General features: G+C 46.6%; 17 protein-coding genes and 1 pseudogene. 13 read left to right on the top strand and 5 right to left on the bottom strand.

All coding sequences use genetic code 11. The annotated features are described in order from the left end of the window. Positions 1-19 precede the first annotated feature (19 nt). From ACMXI2_RS01835 to ACMXI2_RS01855, 5 genes are all read left to right on the top strand, one after another. The gene (locus ACMXI2_RS01835) at positions 20-766 is read left to right on the top strand and encodes an ABC transporter ATP-binding protein (protein WP_483780025.1); all 747 of its coding nucleotides are present in this window, start codon (positions 20-22) and stop codon (positions 764-766) included. Between the two features lie 33 nt (positions 767-799). Continuing rightward, a complete protein-coding gene (locus ACMXI2_RS01840) occupies positions 800-2092 on the top strand; it encodes an ABC transporter permease (RefSeq protein WP_483780026.1) in 1293 nt (430 codons plus the stop codon). 92 nt (positions 2093-2184) lie between these two features. Continuing rightward, complete coding sequence (locus tag ACMXI2_RS01845) at positions 2185-2442, top strand: phosphopantetheine-binding protein (RefSeq protein WP_079469287.1); 258 nt, start codon at positions 2185-2187, stop codon at positions 2440-2442. Positions 2443-2455: 13 nt separating this feature from the next. Then, the gene (locus ACMXI2_RS01850) at positions 2456-3670 is read left to right on the top strand and encodes a beta-ketoacyl-[acyl-carrier-protein] synthase family protein (protein WP_483780027.1); all 1215 of its coding nucleotides are present in this window, start codon (positions 2456-2458) and stop codon (positions 3668-3670) included. Positions 3671-3686: 16 nt separating this feature from the next. Then, a complete protein-coding gene (locus ACMXI2_RS01855; protein WP_483780028.1) occupies positions 3687-4703 on the top strand; it encodes a beta-ketoacyl synthase chain length factor in 1017 nt (338 codons plus the stop codon). 100 nt (positions 4704-4803) lie between these two features. On the opposite strand, the gene ACMXI2_RS01860 is transcribed toward ACMXI2_RS01855, so the two are convergent. From ACMXI2_RS01860 to rpsT, 4 genes and pseudogenes are all read right to left on the bottom strand, one after another. Then, positions 4804-5355 (bottom strand): PDDEXK nuclease domain-containing protein, encoded by a 552-nt coding sequence (locus ACMXI2_RS01860; protein ID WP_483782425.1) that lies wholly within the window; start codon positions 5353-5355, stop codon positions 4804-4806. 24 nt (positions 5356-5379) lie between these two features. Beyond that, positions 5380-5820, bottom strand: a pseudogene (locus tag ACMXI2_RS01865) (DUF1016 N-terminal domain-containing protein); the annotation flags it as partial. A gap of 330 nt (positions 5821-6150) precedes the next feature. Beyond that, positions 6151-7875 (bottom strand): M14 family metallopeptidase, encoded by a 1725-nt coding sequence (locus ACMXI2_RS01870; RefSeq protein ID WP_483780029.1) that lies wholly within the window; start codon positions 7873-7875, stop codon positions 6151-6153. 73 nt (positions 7876-7948) lie between these two features. Then, complete coding sequence (rpsT, locus tag ACMXI2_RS01875; protein ID WP_079469282.1) at positions 7949-8203, bottom strand: 30S ribosomal protein S20; 255 nt, start codon at positions 8201-8203, stop codon at positions 7949-7951. A gap of 241 nt (positions 8204-8444) precedes the next feature. On the opposite strand from rpsT, the gene ACMXI2_RS01880 reads away from it, so the two are divergent. The 3 genes from ACMXI2_RS01880 to ACMXI2_RS01890 all read left to right on the top strand — a co-directional run bounded on the left by ACMXI2_RS01880 (position 8445) and on the right by ACMXI2_RS01890 (position 14119). Further along, the gene (locus tag ACMXI2_RS01880; RefSeq protein ID WP_483780030.1) at positions 8445-11204 is read left to right on the top strand and encodes a 2-oxoglutarate dehydrogenase E1 component; all 2760 of its coding nucleotides are present in this window, start codon (positions 8445-8447) and stop codon (positions 11202-11204) included. 96 nt (positions 11205-11300) lie between these two features. Continuing rightward, entirely contained in the window at positions 11301-12866 is a 1566-nt protein-coding gene (odhB, locus tag ACMXI2_RS01885) for a 2-oxoglutarate dehydrogenase complex dihydrolipoyllysine-residue succinyltransferase (protein WP_483780031.1), read from the top strand. A gap of 95 nt (positions 12867-12961) precedes the next feature. Further along, positions 12962-14119, top strand: coding sequence for an RsmB/NOP family class I SAM-dependent RNA methyltransferase (locus tag ACMXI2_RS01890; protein ID WP_483780032.1), 1158 nt, complete (start codon positions 12962-12964; stop codon positions 14117-14119). Between the two features lie 76 nt (positions 14120-14195). On the opposite strand, the gene mnmA is transcribed toward ACMXI2_RS01890, so the two are convergent. Next, entirely contained in the window at positions 14196-15302 is a 1107-nt protein-coding gene (gene mnmA, locus ACMXI2_RS01895) for a tRNA 2-thiouridine(34) synthase MnmA (protein WP_111576660.1), read from the bottom strand. Between the two features lie 210 nt (positions 15303-15512). Here mnmA and ACMXI2_RS01900 point away from each other — a divergent pair, with 210 nt between their 5' ends. Genes ACMXI2_RS01900 through ACMXI2_RS01920 form a run of 5 tightly spaced genes read left to right on the top strand, consistent with a single transcriptional unit; the run spans position 15513 to position 21395 of the window. Continuing rightward, complete coding sequence (locus ACMXI2_RS01900) at positions 15513-17006, top strand: tagaturonate reductase (protein ID WP_483780033.1); 1494 nt, start codon at positions 15513-15515, stop codon at positions 17004-17006. 7 nt (positions 17007-17013) lie between these two features. After that, positions 17014-18408, top strand: coding sequence for a glucuronate isomerase (gene uxaC / locus ACMXI2_RS01905; RefSeq protein WP_483780034.1), 1395 nt, complete (start codon positions 17014-17016; stop codon positions 18406-18408). Further along, complete coding sequence (locus tag ACMXI2_RS01910) at positions 18408-19406, top strand: PfkB family carbohydrate kinase (RefSeq protein WP_483780035.1); 999 nt, start codon at positions 18408-18410, stop codon at positions 19404-19406. The genes uxaC and ACMXI2_RS01910 overlap by 1 nt, the downstream gene beginning before the upstream one ends. A gap of 3 nt (positions 19407-19409) precedes the next feature. Then, positions 19410-20072: a beta/alpha barrel domain-containing protein gene (locus ACMXI2_RS01915; protein ID WP_483780036.1), complete on the top strand. Its 663-nt coding sequence runs from the start codon at positions 19410-19412 to the stop codon at positions 20070-20072. A gap of 33 nt (positions 20073-20105) precedes the next feature. After that, a complete protein-coding gene (locus ACMXI2_RS01920; RefSeq protein WP_483780037.1) occupies positions 20106-21395 on the top strand; it encodes an MFS transporter in 1290 nt (429 codons plus the stop codon). The last annotated feature ends 16 nt before the right edge of the window (positions 21396-21411 follow it).

Below are 21411 nucleotides of genomic sequence, written 5' to 3' on the forward strand. Positions count from 1 at the left end.
TTAAATATCCAATTGAATTATGTCCGGCATATCTGTAAAAGATCTATATAAAACCTACAAGGGTAGTGCAGAACCCACACTGAAGGGACTTACGTTTCAGTTCGGGAAGGGAAAGATTGCCGGTTTACTGGGTCCCAACGGAGCTGGTAAAACCACCACGATTTCAATATTATGCGGTATTGTGCGGGGCGACAGCGGAGAAGTAATCATACACGACTTGAAGCAGCAGGCCGCCCGCCGGGAGGAAATAAAACATATTATCGGGATCGTACCACAGCAGATAGCATTGTATCCACAACTATCTGCCGTAGAAAATCTCACCTATTTCGGTAACCTCTATGGTTTTAAAGGAAAGCCGCTGCAACAGAAAATTATGCATTACCTCGAGCTGTTTGGCCTGGAGAAAAGCGCGCACAAAGAAATCCATAAATATTCCGGCGGTATGAAGCGACGGGCCAACATTATTGCAGCCATCCTGCACAACCCCAAACTGCTGGTGCTGGATGAGCCTACTGCTGGTGTGGATGTTCAGTCGCGCAGTATGATATTACAGTTCCTGCGCGATTACAACAGCCAGGGAACCAGTATCCTGTATACTTCCCATCTGCTGGAAGAGGCACAGTCGTTATGTGAAGAAGTAGTGATCATGGATGCAGGAAAAATGATCGTACAGGGTAACCCGCAAACCCTCATCCATCAGCATCCGGATTGTAATAACCTGGAAGACGTATTCCTGCATTTTACCGGAAATGCACTCCGGGATTAATTTTTTAAAGCTAAAAGCTAAGGGCCAAAAGCGATGTTAAGACTACTGGCAACAATCAGGAAAGAGTGGCAATTGCTGTTACGTGATAAAACAGGGATCATCCTCCTGTTTATAATGCCTGTGGTGTTGATTACTGTAATGGCACTGATCCAGGACGCCCCCTTTAAGGATTACCAGGATATCCGGTTTGATATTTTAACGGTAGATAATGATCATGGCCGTTTGGGCAGGTCTGTAAAAGAAGGGCTGGCTTCCGGCGGACAATTCAATATTATCGATTCTCTTGATGGTCAGCCGGTAACGGCAGAACGGGCCAAACAATTGGTGAACGAAGGCAAATACAAGATCAGTATTATCATACCCGCAGGCGCTACAGCCGCTATTGTGAGCAATGCTAACCGTATTGTAAATGATATCACTCACCGGATGGGAATGTCTGTATCTCTGCCTGTGAAAAAAGTGCCTGATTCATTAAACGTAACAATCTATTTTGACCCCGCGGCGAAGAAAGCATTTAAAGGCGCTATTCACCAGTCGGTAGATAACTTCCTAACACAGGTGGAAACAGATATGCTGTTAAGCCGTATTAAACAGCAGCTGAGGAGTAAAGACAGCACCATTGCTGCCACAGATACGCTGGCTATTCGTTTGCAGGCAGTGGGGTTGAAGGAGCAAAGCACAGGTACTGCCAAACAACTGGATGTAATTTCCAATTCTGTTCAGCACAACGTGCCGGCCTGGAGTATTTTTGCGATGTTCTTTATTGTGATACCCATTGCCGGCAACATGATCCGGGAAAGGGAAGATGGCAGCCTGCTGCGGATGAAGCTGATACCCGGATCATACCTGGCTATCCTGGCCGGTAAGATGCTGTTTTTCGTAGGGGTTTGCGTATTACAGTTTTACCTGATGATGCTGGTCGGCATTTATGTGTTGCCGCTGCTGGATCTGCCGCAGCTGGTAATGGGACAGCATCCGGGAGCCACCCTGCTGGTAGCCGGTGGAATAGGGCTGGCCGCAACGGCTTATGGTATCCTGATTGGCACGGTATTTAAAACGCCTAACCAGGCTTTGAATTTCGGAGCTATCTCCATCGTGATATTGTCGGCCATTGGCGGCATATGGATCCCGCTGGAGGTAATGCCTGCCAGGATGCAGCTGCTGGGGCATTTGTCGCCTTTAAGCTGGGGACTAGATGCTATTAACGATATTTACCTGCGCAATGGAGATGTCGGATTCGTGTGGAAAAATGTGTTGAGATTAATACTCACCGGACTGGCTATGCTGGCCATAGCCGGATGGGTGGAAAAAAGAAGAATGAACTGATAAATGTTTTCAAAACAATAGTAAAACTGTATTTTTACTCCCCACAAGGGCATTCGCCTGTTGTGAACAACAGGCGATAAACCTACAACATTATGGAAGAATTAAAAAAGAAACTGAAAGAACAAATCATTGAGGCGCTCAACCTTCAGGATACCAAACCGGAAGACATTGATGACAATGCACCATTATTTGGAGAAGGTTTGGGTCTCGATAGTATCGATTCGCTTGAACTGATGGTGTTACTGGAAAGACAGTATCACATCAAAGTAGAGGACCCGCGCGAAGGTCGTAAAATCCTGCAGTCTGTTCAGTCTATGGCAGAGTTTATCCAGGCAAAACAACCGGCATAAGTAAACTGGCTACATGGCGGAAAGAGTGTTTATAACAGGGATAGGAATGATCACCGCCATTGGTGATGATGTAGCCGGAAACTTGCACCATCTGCGCTTACAGCAAAGTGGACTGGGTTACAGCAGCTACATTGATACCATCTATAAAAATGTATTGCCTGTTGCAGAAGTAAAACACGCGAGCGAGTCCTTGTTTGCACTGGCCGGTATACCCGAAAAGGAAGGATATACACGTACTGCTTTACTCGGACTGGCAGCCATACGGGAAGCTTTGCAGGATGCAGGTATTACGGATGTACAATCGGCTCCCACCGGCTTTATCAATGCCAGTACAGTAGGAGGGATGTGTGATACCGAGAAGTTATATTTTGATATTATTAATCCTGAGAAAACCGGCTCCTTTTTACAATATATAGATACACTGGATTGCGCGGATTGTACACAGCGTATAGCCGATACCGTAGGATTCAGTGAACATATTGCTACGATCAGCACCGCCTGTTCATCTTCCGCCAATGCACTGATGTTTGGTGCACGTATGATTAAGCAGGGTATGCTGCCACGGATGGTATGCGGCGGCACCGAAGCGCTTACCCGTTTTACATTGAATGGATTCAATTCCCTCAAAAATGTGGATAAGCAGTTTTGCCGGCCTTTTGATCAGCAACGCACCGGTTTGAACCTGGGCGAAGGCGCAGCTTACCTGGTACTGGAAAGTGAATCTTTCGCCACAGCCAACAACAGCCGCATACTGGCGGAGCTAAGCGGATACTGTAATACCAATGAAGCCTTCCACCCAACGTCTCCTTCACCGGATGGCGACGGCGCCTACGAAGCCATGAAAATGGCGCTGGCCATGAGCGGACATTCACTGGAAGAAGTATCTTACATCAATGTGCATGGCACCGCCACGCTGAATAACGATGTTTCCGAAGGAAAGGCACTGGAACGTTTATTCGGGGATAAAGTTCCCCTGTTCAGTTCCACCAAACCTTTTACCGGGCATACACTGGCAGCAGCAGGCGCTATAGAAGCCATCTATTCTATACTGGCTATTCAACACGGGATAATATTTCCCAATCTCAATTTCTCAGAAAGGATGGAGGAATTGAATATCAGTCCGGTTACCACCCTGATGGAGGAGTACCCGGTAAATCATGTTATTTCAAACTCATTCGGCTTTGGAGGCAACAATGCTTCCCTGGTGATCAGCAAATATGAAGGGTAAGTGTTACATACAAGCAATGGCGGCCATCTCCCCGCAGCCAACTTTTGAAGGGGATATTTTTTCGGCGCAGCTGGTACATACAGATAGTAATCTGCTTGCCTGTATAGAACCCGATTATAAGCCATTCATCCCCGGCAACAGCCTGCGTCGTATGACAAGGGTGCTTAAAATGGGATTGACCGCTGCACTTAAATGCAGCCAGGAAAGTGGCATCACCATACCAGGACCCATTGTTACCGGCACCGGCAAAGGCAGTTTACAGGACACGGAGAAATTTATCAAAGAGATTGCCGAATACAAGGAAACAGCTCTGAACCCAACTCCTTTTATTCAATCTACCTACAATTCTGTGAATGGATTAATTGCATTGCAACAAAAGTGCACAGCGTATAATAACACTTTTGTACACCGCGGTTTTTCCTTTGAAAATGCTTTGCTGGATAGCATGATGCTGTTGCAGGAGGGTGCCACGCATACGCTTACCGGCGCATTTGAAGAAATTACAAAAGAGCATTTTTATATCAAGAGCCGGATCGGTTTCTGGAAGGACCAGCCTACCGACAACCGGGAATTATACCGTCATCTTTCACCTGGCAGCATTGCCGGAGAAGGCGCCACTTTCTTCACACTAACGGGCATGCCTACACCGCAGAGTTATGCAGCCATTTCGGATTTCAGGATGCTGTACAAACCAACCGGGGAGAAATTGTCCGCGGCACTGAAATCCTTTACCACTCCTCCTGACCTGATCATTACCGGCCGTAACGGCGATAGTAATTACGAACATTTTTACCAGGAGCTGGATCAATGTTTTCCAGGTATACCACAGTTGCCGTTCAAGCATCTTTGTGGTGAATATGATACGGCCGGGGCGTTTGGGTTATGGTTAGCCGCGCAGATTATCAAAGCGCAGCAAATACCCACAGCCTGGTTTCCCGGTACGGAACATTTGTCTGCGCCTGTTCGCTCTATTCTCTTCTACAATCATTTTTACGGGGAACAGCATGCGATGCTGAAACTGGAAAGGGTTTAACCTTCACATCTTCTTAATTTACTAGAATTGTCTGCATAGCCTCAGATTAGTTGCAGACAATTTTAGCACAGGAAGTAATGTGAGTTGTTCATTATCATTTTTATAGCATTTTGCCCAATGCTTCTGCATCGGGCAAAAATTCTTTCATGTTTTCAGGTATGCTATGCGCGTGATAATGTGTATAGGTGCCAACACTCATCGCTTTATCGATAGATTTGATAGCATAATCAACCACCATATTGTCTTTCTGTTTACATAGTACGATGCCGATACTTGGATTTTCGTGCGGAAGCTTTATTTTATCATCCAGCACATTCAGATAAAAGTTCAGCTGACCGGCGTATTCGGATTTAAACTTTTTACGTTTAAGCTCAATGGCTACAAGGCATTGCAGGTGCCTGTTATAGAAGAGCAGATCCACAAAAAATTCATTGTTGTTTACTTCCAGTTTATACTGATTACCAATAAAGGAATATCCTTTACCCATACTCATAATAAACTTCCTGATGTTGTTCACTATTTCATTTTCAAGGATACCTTCATCATCTTCTTCATTAATATTAACAAAGTCGATGAGGTATTCATCTTTAAATACTTCCAGTGCTTTGGATTTGATATTTTCCGGAAGGGTTTTATTGAAGTTGTGGGGCATATTACCCTGGTGTTTGAAAAGATTGGCGTTGATTTGATGTTCCAATTCTCTTACTGACCAGAATTGTTCTGCGGCTTGGGAGATATAAAAAAGCTGCACTTCGGGCTTACTGCATCTGTTTATTATAAGGATATGATGTGTAAAGCTTATACTGTAGAAGGATTTTTCCAATTGTGCAGTCACTGGCTGCACAATTGGAGAAATCTTGTATGTCTCGTAAAACTGCCTCATGTTATTAAGGTTCCTTGTGGAAAATCCTTTTAAACCAGGTAGGGCCTGTTGCAGATCTATAGAGAGTTGCCCGATTACTTTTGCTCCCCAATTCTCCGCACTTATTTTCTCCGAAAGCATCTGTCCGATTTTGAAATAGAGTTTTAGTTGCTCCTGATTTGCAAGTCTTGCAGCAATGTATCTGCTTCGAACAATGTTTTGTTTTAAATCCTGTACAAATTCCTTGTAAGACATGTTTTTAGTTTTTTGTTTAAAGAATAGGTATTATATACATAGTAAATGAAGCCATGATTTTCGTGTGTTGAATACACATAAACAAATGCTTTGGATGAAGAGAAAAATTCATGTTGATATGGTTTTATAACCGAAGGATTATGCCCACTTCATTTCTCTGAGGTATGTTAACAAACGATTAAATGCGAACGAATTTAAAGCATGCATCAATAAAATCCCGTTCATTTTATTCAGGGGTGAACTGATCCGTTCATTATCATGAACAGCATGCATAAAAAAAGCGGAGACATAAGACCCGCTTACATCTCCGCTTCCATAGCTGATAATATCTTATTGCACTCTATACACCGGGTAACGCATGTATTCCGGTTCTGCATAAGGTGAATTTTTAAACACAAAATTCAGCTGCGCACTGGCATTGTTGGCGAACGCGGTATCAGCGGCTTTCTTCTTATTTAATAATTCCTGTAACTCCGGGTGTTGTTTTAAATATTCAGCGCCGGTATCTTCAAAAACATAAGGAGAATATCCTTCTTTTTGTCCGAGGATGGCATCAAAAAAGTTCCAGGCAAAAAAGGAATCGCCACCGGTGGGTTCCAGTGTTTCCATCAGGAAACGGTTGGCGTTCTGGTTCATGGGAATATAGTAATCACCTTTGCGGAACCTGATTGAATCTTTGCTGCAGGTTACTTTGATGTTGGTGTGCAGGTAATGTTTTTCAAATGGTTTGGTGTAGCTCTGGAAGTCGGCAATATGATATACTTCTACGAGGATAGTCGTATCGTGTTGTAGCGGCTGCATTTTTACCTGGTTATTTTTCAGCAGATTGATTACTGCCCACCAACCTTGCGGAATAATATATGCCTGCGGTTTTTCCACAAAGTTCTCTTCGGTAGCATAGTTATAGAATTTCACCTGTCTGGTATAGGGTTGGGTGCGGTCGTAGTACAACCTCGGCAGACCGGAAATTGCGCTGGGCTTGTGTCCGGAAGCAAAGCCACGGAACGTGATCAGGCTGTATTTGTTCATATCAAATTGCCACGCGAGGGGAAACGTTTTTTGTGTAAGAGCGGTTTGCTTTGCCTGTTCGCGCAGGTGTTTAATTTCTTCGCTGTGCGTGGCGGTAAATTCGATGAAGCACTCCATCAGGGCGTAAGTTGCTTTTACGCGCAATGGGTAGGGTTTCAGCATATGTGTTTCGGGTACAAAACCGAAGGTATGGAAAAGGGTTGTATAACCGGTGGAGTAGCGGGGTAGGTCGGCAAATTCCACCCATCCGCTGTCGGGTGTTTCGCCAAAGTGATTTACGTAGGGAACCAGGTCGTAGCCTTTATTTTTCATGAGGGCGTATAATCCGGGTTCAAATGTTTTGCTCATGAATTCGCCCATTGGTCCGCCCAGTTTATTGTGCTGGGTAGTGAGGAGGGTCATGATATGCTGATAATCGGCGCCATTGCTCACATGGTTATCCACAAATACGTCCGGATCGGTGAGGTGATAGATCTGTTGGAAGGCGAGGGCATTTTTTGAATCGGCTTTGATGAAGTCGCGGTTAAGATCCAGGTTCTGGGCGTTGCCGCGGGAGCCAAAGGCATCGGGTCCGTTCTGATCTACCCGGTACCAGGGGGAGCGGTTGAGCATTCCGCCGATATTATATACGGGGATTACAGCGAGTATGATATTTTCCGGGAGATGGATTTTCCCCTGTGCGAGGTCGCGGAGGAGCAACATACTGGCGTCTATACCATCGGGTTCACCGGGATGGATGCCGTTATTGATGAGGATAATCCGTTTATTTTGTTTGTGGAGGCTTTTAAAGTCGAAATTCCGGCTGGGGGAGTAGGTCACCAGGTGCAGGGGAAATCCGGCATCGGTGGCGCCAATGGTTTGTATATGGATCTGCGGGAAACGTTTGGCGAGCTGTTCGTAAAACCGGATCACTTCGGTGTAAGTGGCGGTTTCGCGGCCATTGGTTTTTTCGTATCGCGTGGTGAGGTGCTGCGCGGAAGAGAGCAGGGGAAACAGGGCGGTCAGAAGCAGGAGTATCTTTTTCATCATCTTGGTAAAATGGAAAAACAAAAAGCCCTTCCTTTTCGAGGAAGAGCTATAAATATTGTTACTGAAGCAATTAAGCCAGAGCTAATACTCTCTTAGCCAGCTTGCTTTTCAGATTTGCAGCTTTGTTCTTGTGAATAACGTTACGTTTAGCCAGCTTATCAAGCATAGAAGCTACCTCAGTTAAATCTTTCTCCGCTGTTGCTTTATCGGTAACTGCTTTCAGGTCGCGGATGGCGTTACGGGTAGTTTTACCATAGTAACGGTTACGCTCATTACGCTTTCTGCTTTGACGTACGTCTTTCTTTGTTGCTTTATGGTTTGCCATTTTTCAAATTTCAAGTTTCGGACGGCAAAGGTAACTATTTTACCTTTACAAAACAAACTAAATGTAGTTTTTCCGGTGAACTACAAATATAAGCACCTTTTATCACAGATAATCACTTGATTTTTTCTCATTTTTTCCAACCAGCGTATCGAAAAACGAGCGATATTTGCAATCCCATATATTAATATATTGGGATCAACAGAAAAGTATTTGAACTGAAGATCAGCAAAACTCGTTGTAAATGAAGGACTTCTCATTCGTCACCAACTCACATCCTGCTTACATTGAATCGTTATACCAGGATTTCCGCAAAGATCCCAACTCTGTAGACCCGGATTGGGTTAAATTTTTCGAAGGATTTGATTTTGCAGTATCCAATGTGAACGGCAAGGCGCCAATATCAGCGCCGGTAGCAGGAGGCAGCACTTCGTTGCCGGTGAGCGACGACCAGCTGGCGAAAGAACTGGGTGTGTACCGCCTGATCCAGGCGTATCGCAAAAAGGGCCATTTAATTGCTAAAACCAACCCCATCCGTGAAAGAAAAGACCGCAAGGCCAACCTGGATCTTGCCAGTTTTGGACTAGGGGACGCTGATCTTAAAACCGAATTTTACGCAGGAACCACCATTGGCGTGGGTAAAGCCTCCCTGGAGAAGATTGTTGCCTATCTGCAGCAGATCTACGCCGGTTCCGTAGGACTTCAATACACCTACATCAACGACCGTGATAAAGCGAAGTGGATGGAGAAAGAATTTGAGTCTATTATGTTGCAGCCATTGTCGCTGGAGCAGCGTAAACGCATCCTGCAGAAGCTGAACCAGGGTGTTATTTTTGAAAAGTTTCTTCACACAAAATATATCGGACAGAAGCGTTTTGGCCTGGAAGGCGGAGAATCCACCATTCCGGCGCTGGATGCAATCATTAACGTAGCCGCGGAATATGGCGTACAGGAATCTGTGATAGGAATGGCTCACCGTGGCCGTTTAAACGTACTGGCCAATATCCTCGGTAAAACCTACGAACAGATCTTCAATGAATTTGAAGGACTTGCCGTACCGGATATGACAATGGGCAGCGGCGATGTGAAATATCACCTCGGTTTCCGTTCCCAGGTAACCACCCCCGGTGGCAAACCCGTTAACCTGCAACTGATGCCCAACCCTTCCCACCTGGAAGTGGTAGATCCGATCGTGGTCGGATTTGCGCGCAGTAAAGCAGATGTGATCTACAACAGCGATTACGACAAAATACTGCCCATCCTCATTCATGGCGACGCCGCCGTTGCAGGTCAGGGGATTGTATATGAAGTGGAACAGATGAGCAAACTGAAAGGATACTACGTAGGTGGTTCCATTCACTTTGTGATCAATAACCAGATCGGCTTTACCACCGATTTTGATGATGCCCGCTCCTCAGATTACTGTACCAGCGTAGCATCTATTGTACAGGCCCCGGTATTCCATGTAAACGGCGATGACGCAGAAGCAGTGGTGAAAGTATCCCAGCTGGCCGCCCGCTACCGCCAGGAATTCAACGAAGATGTGTTTATCGACATGGTTTGCTACCGCAAACATGGTCACAATGAAGGCGACGAGCCCAAGTTTACACAGCCGAGCCTCTACGCCCTGATTGAAAAACACGCTAATCCGCGGGAAGTATATACCCAGTTCCTCCTAAACAACGGCGAGTCTGAAGCACAGGCGCTGGCCAAAGAAATGGAAAAAGGCTTCTGGGACGATTTACAGGCACGCCTGGATGAAGTAAAACAACATCCGCTGCCTTATGTAAGCCAGAAACCGGAGCAATGGTGGCAGGCCCTGCGCAAAGCCACCTCGCAGGATTTTGATGCTTCCCCGGTAACCGCTATCAAGGAAGACGACTTTAAACGCTTGTTCGACGGCCTCATGAAATGGCCCGAAAACTTCGTGCCCCTGCGTAAAGTGAGCAAACTGCTGCAGGACAAAATAAAACTGTACCAGGATGAAGGCAAAGTGGATTGGGCCACCGGTGAACTACTGGCCTATGCCAGCCTCCTGATCGAAGGAAAAGATGTAAGAATGAGTGGAGAAGATGTAAAACGTGGTACCTTCTCTCACCGACATGCGGTACTGTTTGATGAAAATACCAATGAAACGTATAGCCGTCTCAGTCATCTCCAGGAAAATCAGGGTAAATTCAGAATTTATAACTCTTTATTGAGCGAATATGGTGTATTGGGCTTTGAATATGGCTATGCTATGGCTAATCCCAATAACCTGGTATTGTGGGAAGCCCAGTATGGCGACTTTGTAAACGGTGCACAAACAGTGATTGATCAGTACATCAGCAGCGCAGAACAAAAATGGACTACGCAAAATGGCCTGGTAATGCTGCTGCCTCATGGTTATGAGGGTGGTGGACCGGATCACTCCAACGCCCGCCCGGAACGCTTCTTACAACAATGCGCAGAAGAAAATATGGTGATCACCAATATCACAACTGCCGCCAACTTTTTCCATGCGTTACGCCGTCAGTTAACCTGGCAGTTCCGCAAACCACTCATCAACTTCTCTCCAAAAGCCAATCTGCGTCATACAGGCGCGTACTCTGCTATGCAGGAATTTACGCAGGGTGGCTTTAAGGAAGTACTGGATGATCCGTTTATCGACGACGCCGCTGTGGTGAAGAAGGTATTACTGTGCTCCGGTAAAATGTATTTTGATCTGAGCGACAAACAGGCTAAAGATGATCGCAAAGATGTAGCGATTGTTCGCCTGGAACAACTGTATCCGCTGCCGGTTAAACAACTGGAAGCCATCGCACAGAAATATAAAGGGGCTACCTTCTTCTGGGTACAGGAAGAACCACTGAACATGGGCGCTGCAGCATTCCTGCAAATGAACCTGAAACAGATCAACTATGGTGTTATCAGCCGCAACCCGAGCGCTTCCACAGCAACCGGTTATGCGAAAGTACATGCCCGTGAACAGCAACAGATCATTGACACGGCTTTTAACATCTAAAGAAATTCAAAGTATAAACAGAATAACGAGGTTTTACGTTAAGCTAAAGGCAAACCGCTAAACGCAAAACCTGGTATCACCATCAACTGATTAAATATGGTTATCGAAATCAAAGTCCCTACGGTAGGAGAATCTATTAGCGAGGTAACAATTGCAAAGTGGTTGAAGAAAGACGGAGATTATGTTCAGCAGGACGAGGTATTGTGTGAAATGGAATCTGAGAAAGCAACCTTCGAACTGAATGCAGAAAAGGCGGGCGTTCTCAAAATTGCTCCCGCAGCTCAGGAAGGAGCTACTTTGAAGATTGGTGATGTGGCCTGTTCCATTGATACAGACGCCGCTGCACCAGCAACCGGCGCCGCACCGGCACCTGAACCTGCTGCCCCTGTAGCCGCCGCTCCATCGCCTGCTCCGGCAGAAGCCGCACCGGCTGCACCAGCTGTAAACAAAGGGACGATTGAAATGAAAGTGCCTACAGTAGGAGAATCTATCAGTGAAGTAACACTGGTAAAATGGCTGAAGAATAATGGTGACTATGTAGAGCGTGATGAAGTGGTATGTGAACTGGAATCAGAGAAAGCTACCTTTGAACTGAATGCAGAAGAAGCCGGCGTACTGATTACCGTAGCAAAAGAAGGCGATACTTTAAAAATAGGCGATGTTGCCTGTAAAATTGACACCAGTGTTGGCAGACCGGCAGGCAAAGCCGCTCCCGCCGCACAACCGGCTAAAGCCGCCCCACAGCCACAACAGGCCCCTGTTACCAGCATTCCGAATGATGTGAAAGCATCCCCGGTAGCTGCCGCAGTGATCGCCGACAAACATGTGGACCCCTCCAGCATCAAAGGCTCCGGCGCTCATGGCAAGATCATGAAAGACGATGTATATGCTGCCCTGCAGAATCCGGGCGTAGCCATCGGTCAGGAAATGTTTACCCGTGCCGAACGCCGCGAAAAAATGAGCAACCTTCGTAAAACCGTTTCCCGCCGCCTGGTGGAAGCGAAAAATACAACGGCCATGCTCACTACCTTCAACGAGGTAGATATGACAGAAATTATGGCCCTGCGTGCCAAGTACAAAGAAGTATTTAAAAAACAGCATGAGGTAAACCTCGGCTTTATGAGCTTCTTTACCAAAGCATGCTGCTTCGCTTTACAGGAATTCCCTTCCGTGAATGCTTATATCGACGGAGAAGAACTGGTATACCACGACTACTGCGATATCTCTATCGCGGTATCTGCTCCGAAAGGACTGGTAGTACCGGTGATCCGCAATGCAGAAAGCCTGGATATGGCAGGTATTGAAAAAGCAGTAGTAGAACTGGCCACCAAAGCCCGCGACAACAAACTGACCATGCCTGAAATGACCGGCGGTACTTTCACCATCACCAACGGTGGCGTATTTGGTTCCCTGATGAGCACACCTATCATCAACATCCCGCAGTCCGCTATCCTGGGTATGCACAAAATCCAGGACCGCCCGATGGCTATCAATGGCCAGGTGGTGATCCGCCCGATGATGTACCTGGCGCTGAGCTACGACCACCGTATCATTGATGGCCGCGAATCAGTAAGCTTCCTCGTAAGAGTTAAAGAAATGCTGGAAAATCCTGAACAACTGCTGTTCGGTAAAGATCCGCTGAAAGCACTGCTGAAACTTTAGTTTCAGCTGATAAGATAAAATGAAATCCGGTCTGTTATCAGGCCGGATTTTTTTGTTATCTCCCGCAGCGTCAATATTAGCCCTTATCTTCGCGTATGACCCGTTGGGAAAATTACTTAGCATCCGCAGAAAAAATTATCGGCGCCTACCAGGGCAGCCTGCCATTACACCATTTCCTGAAATCTTTTTTTAAGGAACATCCCTACATGGGGGGCCGCGACCGGCGCTGGATTTCACAGCTGGTATATCATTACTTCCGCCTCGGGAACTGGGGTAAAAGCCTTTCCGTGAGCGAGCGGATCATTACCGGCGCCTTCCTTTGTGAAACCACACCGAATGATTTCCTGGCAGCTATCCGTCCTGCATGGAACGAGCAGATAGCATTGCCGCGTGCCGATAAGGCTGCGCTGCTGCCTGTTCCTTTAACGCCCGACGCGCTTTTCCCGTTTCTGCCGGAGCTGTCGGCCGGTATAGATGCTAACGCATACGCCTATACTGTTTTAAAACAGCCGCGGTTATTTATCCGGGTACGCAATAATAAGCTCGATAAAGTGTTACAATTGCTGGATAAGGCAGCTATTACCTATGAGCTGTTTGCTAATAATACTACCATAGCATTGCCCAACGGCACCAAAATAGAAGTGGTAGTGCCGGAGAAAAGCTGGTATGAGGTGCAGGACGCTTCCAGTCAGCAGACGGGTGAATTATTCCATCCGCAGCAACACCAGCGCTGGTGGGATTGCTGCGCCGCCAGCGGCGGTAAATCCATCCTGCTCAAAGATCAGCAGCCCGGTATACAATTACTGGTATCTGATGTAAGAAGATCTATCCTGGAAAATCTGCAGCAGCGTTTTGCAACGGCAGGAGTGAAGCATTTTGAAGCAAGGGTGGCCGATCTTACGGCAGAGAATTTCCCTGCGTCTATGGGGAATCAGCAGTTTGATGGCATCATCCTGGATGCACCCTGCAGCGGTTCCGGTACCTGGGGCCGTACGCCGGAAAGTATCTCCTTCTTTAAAAAAGACGAGATCGGAAAGTACCAGCAGTTGCAGCAAAAGATAGCCCATAATGTGGCGCCATTTGTAAAAAAAGGTGGCTCGCTGATCTATATTACCTGTTCCGTATTTAAGCAGGAGAATGAAGAAGTGGTGAAGTATATAGAAGAGATCAGTGATCTGCGGAAACAGGAAGGGGGCGTGATTGCGGGATATGACAAGGGAGCGGATACGATGTATGCGGTAAGATTATCTTAGTTTTTTGAAGATAAAAAAGGGTGGGAAGATTTGTCTTCCCACCCTTTTCTGTTTATCTGTCTTATGAAATTAATTCTTACAAAACCGGCATCGTCCGCTGGATAATTCCCCCGCCAACTACATCGTCGCCTTCATAAAAAACAGCCGACTGACCCGGAGCAATACCTTTCACACTTTCGTAGAAGCTTACTTTTACCTGCCCGTTTTCATTGTACAGGTTACTCAGCGCGCCTTTATCTTTATAACGGATCTTGGTAACAGCTTCCATGCCTTCCGGAATGGTATCGTATTTACCCATGTTGATACCGCTCACGAACATCTCACTTCTTTGTAATTCGTCTTCATTGCCTAAAACCACGGTGTTGGTTTCCGGGATGATCTCGGTTACAAAAACAGGGCGTCCGAGGGCAATATCAAGCCCTTTACGCTGTCCGACAGTATAGAAGGGGTAACCCTTGTGATGGCCAACGATAGTGCCGTCTGCCAGCACAAAATTGCCTCCGTTTACTCTTTCTTCCAGACCCTCTACTTTTCTTTTCAGAAAACCGCGGTAGTCATTATCCGGCACAAAGCATATTTCATAGCTTTCTGCTTTTTTTGCCAGTTCGGGATAGCCGAAATCAAAGGCCATCTGGCGTATTTGTGTTTTACGGTATTTGCCTAAAGGAAGAATGGTGCGGGCCAGTACATCCTGCTGGATGCCCCACAGCACATAGCTCTGGTCTTTGGTTTCATCCAGGCCTTTGCTGATCACATAACGGCCGTTGTCGTGCTGACGGATCTGGCCATAGTGACCGGTGGCAATAAACTCACAATCCATTGCGTCGGCACGTTTCATCAGTGCGCGCCATTTTATATGGGTATTGCACAGCACACACGGGTTAGGAGTACGTCCTGCAATATATTCCTCGACAAAATTATTCACTACAAAATCACCAAATTCATCGCGGATGTCCAGCACAAAGTGCGGAAATCCGTGATGCACCGCTGCCGCGCGGGCGTCGTTAAAAGAATCCAGGTTACAGCAGCCGGTTTCCTTTTTACTGGAACCAGCAGACGCATAATCCCAGGTTTTCATGGTGATACCCACCACGTCGTACCCCTGTTCATGCAGCATCAGTGCTGTAACAGTGCTGTCGATACCACCACTCATGGCTACCAGCACTTTACCATGCTTGCTCATTTATAAAAGTTTAGAGCAACAAAATTACTTAAATTTAAGCCAACGGCCATCTGTGCTTTATTGATCCTGACAATAGCCGGATTGATTCTGATTATATCGTTGATATAATTTTAACGTGTTTTAGCGATTATTTCCCGAAACATTATAAATTGTTAATTGGGAATTATATATTTATTAGTTTTAGCCACCTTATAGCATAAATCAGTTGTGATGCTACCTATATTAAATAAAGAACTTATATTAAAAGATGAGGATTCCGGCGTTCATGAAAAAACATTCACCTTCCCGGAAAAGATCCTTCAATTTGGTACTGGCGTGCTTTTACGCGGTTTAGTAGACTACCTCGTAGATAAAGCCAACCGCCAGGGAATTTTTGAAGGAAGGATTGTGGTGGTGAAATCGACCGATGGCGATACCATTGATTTTTCCAGTCAGGACGGCCTGTTCACCACCCATATCAAAGGTGTTTCCCAGGGAGAACTGGTAGATCAGGTGCTGATCAATTCCGCTATTAGCCGGGTTTTGCAATCGAATGCAGAGTGGCGGGAAATATTAGCTGCTGTTCATCAGCCCGCTTTGCAAACTATTATTTCCAACACCACGGAAGTAGGGATCCAGTATGTTCCGGAAAAAATAGCCGGCGGCCTACCTGCCTCGTTCCCCGGCAAATTGCTGGCGGTGCTATGGGAACGGTTTACCTGTTTTAAAGGCAGCGCCAACACGGGCTTTGTGATTGTGCCTACAGAACTGGTGGTAGATAACGGTCGCCTGTTAAAAGACATTGTATTGCAACTGGCCGCTTATAATGAACTGCCATCGGCTTTTATTACATGGATACAGCAGGATAACCAATTCTGTAATTCCCTGGTAGACAGGATCGTTCCCGGCAAACCCCGCAACCTGGCTGAAATTGAGCAAAAAGCAGGATACACAGATAAATTATGGATAGAAGTAGAACCCTACCTCTTATGGGCTATAGAGGGTAATGAACATACCCGTTCAGTATTATCTTTTTATAAGGCAGATGAAAGAATGCTGATTGAGCCCAGCATCACACCATTCCGTGAACAGAAGCTCCGGTTACTGAATGGCAGTCATACAGCAGCAGTGCCATTGGCTTTCCTGTCGGGGCTCAACACGGTATACGAATGCATGCAGGACGACTATATGAGTCATTTCTTCAAAGAAGTAGTACTCCGCGAAATACTGCCTACCATTGAAGATACCTGTCCTACCGCTACTGCATTTGCGCCGGAAGTACTCGACCGTTTTGCCAATCCGTTTATTGCGCATAAGCTCATCAGCATCACTTTCCAGGAAAGTTCCAAGATGAATGCCCGCAATGTGCGCACACTGGTACGCTACTACGAAAAGTATAAAACACTCCCACCTCACCTGTGCCTGGGCTTCGCCGCCATGTTGCTGTTCCTGCAGCCGGAGCGGGAAGAAGCCGGTAAATATTATGGCAACAGGAACGGGGAAGAATACGTTATTACAGATGACAATGCCCCGGTTTTTGCAGCCTGGTGGCGCGACCACACCAATATAATCGATATGGTAACCGGGATCTGCAGCGACAAACGTTTGTGGGAAACAGACCTGACGGCCATTCCCGGTTTTGCAGAACAGGTAACCGGCATCTTAAAAATGCTGAAAAGCAATGGTGTGAAAGCATTTATTCAATCGCAGCTGCTCAAAAATTAATCATGTTATGAAGGAATTTCTGTCTGAAGATTTTTTATTAAAAACGGAAACGGCTAAACGATTATACTTTGATTATGCCGCGGCTATGCCGGTGATCGATTATCATAACCACCTGCCCCCGGATGAAATAGCAGGGAATAAAACATTTGACAACCTGTACGCCATCTGGCTGAAAGGAGATCATTATAAATGGCGCGCTATGCGTGCCAACGGCGTGCCGGAGGAGTTTATTACAGGCCCCGCCGACGACTATACGAAATTCCGTCACTGGGCAGCTACTGCGCCATACACCATGCGCAATCCTTTGTATCACTGGTCGCACATGGAATTAAAAAATCCTTTCGGTATAACCGACCTGCTGAATGAAAAAACAGCGGAGAAGATATACCACGATTGTAACGCACAATTGCCCCGGTTATCCACACAAACACTCCTGCAGCATTATAAAGTGGACACGCTGTGCACAACGGACGATCCGGTAGATTCGCTGGAACATCACCGTGCTATTGCCAATAAGCCATTTGGTACGCGGGTGCTGCCTACCTTCCGCCCCGACAGGGCTATGGCGGTGGATAACCTGGAGGTGTTCAACCGTTTTATTAATGAGCTGGCAGCAGTTACCAATAAAGAGATCGCCAGGTTTGAAGATCTCATTGAAGCATTACATAGCCGGCATACCTATTTTCATGAAGCCGGCGGCCGCCTGAGTGATCATGGCATCAGCACCTTTTATTTTTCACCGGCTACCGGAAGGGAACTGGATACTATTTTTTATAATACCCGCAACCACCGCGCCGCCACGCCATACGAGAATGCGCAGTTTAAAACGGCCATCCTGCTGGCTGTATGCGAATGGAACCATGAAAGGGAGTGGACACAACAGTTCCATGTGGGCGCTATCCGTAACAACAATTCCCGCTTACTGCAACGGGTAGGGGCGGATGCCGGCGTGGATTCAATCGGCGACTGGCGCGTTGCGGAAGCCATGAGCGCATTTTTTGATGCACTGGATAAGAAAGATAAGTTGACAAAGACAGTAGTATATAACCTGAATCCTGCCTACAATGAAGTTTTTGCTACTATGGCAGGTAACTTCCAGGATGGCGCCATTCCCGGCAAAATCCAGTATGGTTCCGGATGGTGGTTCCTGGATCAGAAAGATGGCATGGAAAAGCAAATGAACGTATTGAGTAACATGGGCTTGCTGAGCCGGTTTGTAGGCATGTTAACGGATTCCAGAAGTTTTCTGTCTTATTCCCGGCATGAATATTTTCGCCGTATTTTGTGTAACCTGATCGGCAACGACGTGGAACAGGGCGAGCTGCCCAATGATGTTGCCTGGTTGGGGAAAATGGTACAGGATATTTGTTACTATAACGCAAAAGCATATTTTGGATTCTAATGAAGCCGGTAAAAGTTATCACATTCGGAGAAATATTATTACGCCTGTCGCCGCAGCTGGCGCAAAATACGGCCGCCGTTTATGTAGGTGGGGCCGAAGCCAACGTAGCCGCGGCATTGGCCAACTGGGGCACAGAAGTGGCCTATATCAGCAAGGTACCTGACAACGGGTTGTCGAAAGACGTGCTGGAGCAACTGAGTAACCGCGGTATCCATACCGACAGGGTGTTGTGGGGTGGTGCGCGCATTGGTATATATTATCTCGCACAGGGCAGCGACCTTAAACATGCAGAGGTCGTGTACGACAGGGCGTGGTCGTCTTTCAGCGAAATAGTGCCGGGCACTGTTGACTGGGATGCATTACTCGGTGATGCGGAATGGTTTCACTGGAGCGCTATTACACCTGCATTAAATCCTGATGCAGCGGAGGTTTGCAAGGAAGTATTGCAGGCCGCCACCCGGAAAGGCATGACTATTTCCACGGATCTTAACTATCGCAGCAAACTATGGCAGTATGGTAAAAAGCCGGTAGATGTAATGCCGGAGCTGGTGCAGTACTGTGATGTAATCATGGGCAATATCTGGGCCGCCAATAATATGCTGGATACCGCCCTGGATACCGCTGCACTGGAAGCCAATACCAAGGATATTTTCCTGCAACAGGCAGAAAAGGTAGCAGCAGAAATCACGGCTACGTATAAACGCTGCAAGCGGGTGGCTTTTACTTTCCGTTTCAGCCATGCTACCACGCATAATCTGTACTACGCTTTTTATTATAACGAAGGGCAGATGAGCATTTCCCGTGAATATGAAACCAATGATGTGGTGGATCGCGTAGGTAGCGGAGACTGCTTTATGGCCGGGTTGATATATACACAGCTACAGGGACTGGATGATCAGCAGATCATTTCCTTTGCCGCAGCTGCCGCGTATTCCAAATTTTTTGTGAAAGGAGATTTTAATACTACTTCTGAGAAAGAAATAATAAAACTGATATAGCATATGGCACCAAGTCCTGAAACAATTATAGCGGCATTTGAGCAAAGCGGGATTATTCCGGTTTTTTATCATGATGATGAAAATGTTTGCCTGGAAGTACTGCAAGCCTGTTATGATGGCGGCTTAAGGGTATTTGAATTTACCAGCAGGGGAGAAAATGCGCGTAAGAACTTCGCTGCCCTGAGCGACAGGAAACTGGCTGCCATGCCGGATTTATACCTGGGTATCGGAACTATTAAGAATGCATCGGATGCAGCAGTGTATGCCGGTATGGGCGCCGACTTTATCGTATGCCCGGTAACTGATCCGGAAACGGCCGCTTATTGCAGTGCTGAAAGCATTACCTGGATTCCCGGCTGTATGACGCCTACAGAAATTTCTGTTGCAGAAAAGAGTGGCGCCAGGCTGGTGAAGCTGTTCCCGGGTAACGTACTGGGGCCGGGTTATGTAAATTCCATTAAGCCGCTGTTCCCGCAACTGAAATTTATGCCCACCGGCGGTGTAGAACCTACTCAGGTTAGTATGGATGCCTGGTTTGACGCCGGCGTGGTATGCGTGGGAATGGGGTCTAACCTGCTGTCCAGGTCCCTGATTGAAAGTAAGGACTGGGGTGCGCTGAAAGATAAAATAGTGCAAACGTTTGCATTTCTCAGGGCGAAGAAGTAACTTATGCACATTATAAATTCCAAATAAACCGTAATGAATTCCACAACTTTAGGTAAGTATCGCTGGCGGGTATGCGCACTTTTATTTGTTGCTACAACCATCAATTATATAGACAGGCAGATATTAGGATTGCTTAAAACTGATTTATCAGCTGAGTTTAACTGGTCAGAAACAGCTTACAGCAACCTGGTGATGGCGTTTTCCGCTTCCTACGCGATTGGCTTGCTTTTCTTTGGCGCATTGGTAGATAAGATCGGTTCCAAACTGGGATACGCGGTTTCTATTGTGGTATGGAGCCTGTCGGCTATGGCGCACGGACTGGTGCGTTCCACGCTGGGTTTCGGTGTGGTAAGGTCTATACTTGGCGTAAGCGAAGCGGGCAACTTTCCTGCGGCCATTAAAGCTACTGCAGAATGGTTTCCAAAGAAAGAGCGGGCGTTGGCTACAGGCATCTTTAACTCAGGTTCCAATATTGCGGCTGTAGTAGGGCCGGCAATGGTATACTGGCTGGCCAGCAATCATGGTTGGAGAAATGCCTTTGTATGGACAGGCGCCATCGGTTTTATCTGGTTGATATTCTGGTGGATCTATTATGAAGTGCCTGCCCGTCACAAGAAATTATCCAAAGCAGAATTTGATCATATCCACTCCGATCAGGAAGTAGAAGAAGTGAAACCCAAACCCATTAAATGGAGTAAGCTCCTGGGTGTAAGGCAAACATGGGCTTTCATATTTGGTAAATTACTGACTGATCCTGTGTGGTGGTTTTTCCTGTTCTGGTTACCGGGTTACCTGGAATCCATCTTCCACGTAAATATGAAAGAAACGCTGGGGCTGCCGGTTATCATCATATATTCCATTACCAGCTTTGGCAGCATCGGTGGCGGATGGTTATCTTCCCACCTGATCAAATCCGGCTGGCCGGTTTTCAAAGCGCGTAAAGTATCTATGCTGATCTTTGCGTTTTGTGTATTACCTATTATGCTCATACAGTATTCCAATAATGTATGGTTCGCTATTGCATTGATCAGTTTGGCCACGGCAGCTCACCAGGCATGGTCTGCCACTATATTCACCACAGCTTCTGATATGTTCCCGAAACGGGCCGTAAGCTCTGTGGTAGGTATTGGCGGTATGGCCGGATCTATTGGTGGTACGCTGTTCCCGATGCTGATTGGTACTATGCTGGATCATTATAAGTTAATCGGCAACATCGGTATTGGCTATAATATTCTGTTCACTATCTGTGCCCTGGCTTACCTGGTGGCGTGGACAGTGATGCACTTCTTTGCGCCTAAAATGGAGCAGGTAAATTTGAATTAGTGCGAATTTTGTCTTT

This window comes from Chitinophaga sp. G7 BAM 1005 (assembly GCF_057126945.1).